Raw genomic sequence first — 211 nt, forward strand, 5'->3', positions numbered from 1 at the left:
CCACCCCTTTAAAGGTGTACATTGACAACCCCGTCCCTTAATACCCGCGCCGTCGATACGTGGCGTCGGGCAACAGCGCCGGCCACGTAGCCTTTTTTCTCTTTCTTTTTCGGGCCACGAGGGTGTTTACGCAGCGTTTTTGGTTTAGCGTAAGCGGCAATCTGGAGCAGTAATTTGCTCAGCTCTGATGTACACATGGCGTCGTAGCGCC

The sequence above is a fragment of the Janthinobacterium agaricidamnosum NBRC 102515 = DSM 9628 genome, from assembly GCF_000723165.1.
Classification (GTDB): domain Bacteria; phylum Pseudomonadota; class Gammaproteobacteria; order Burkholderiales; family Burkholderiaceae_D; genus Janthinobacterium; species Janthinobacterium agaricidamnosum.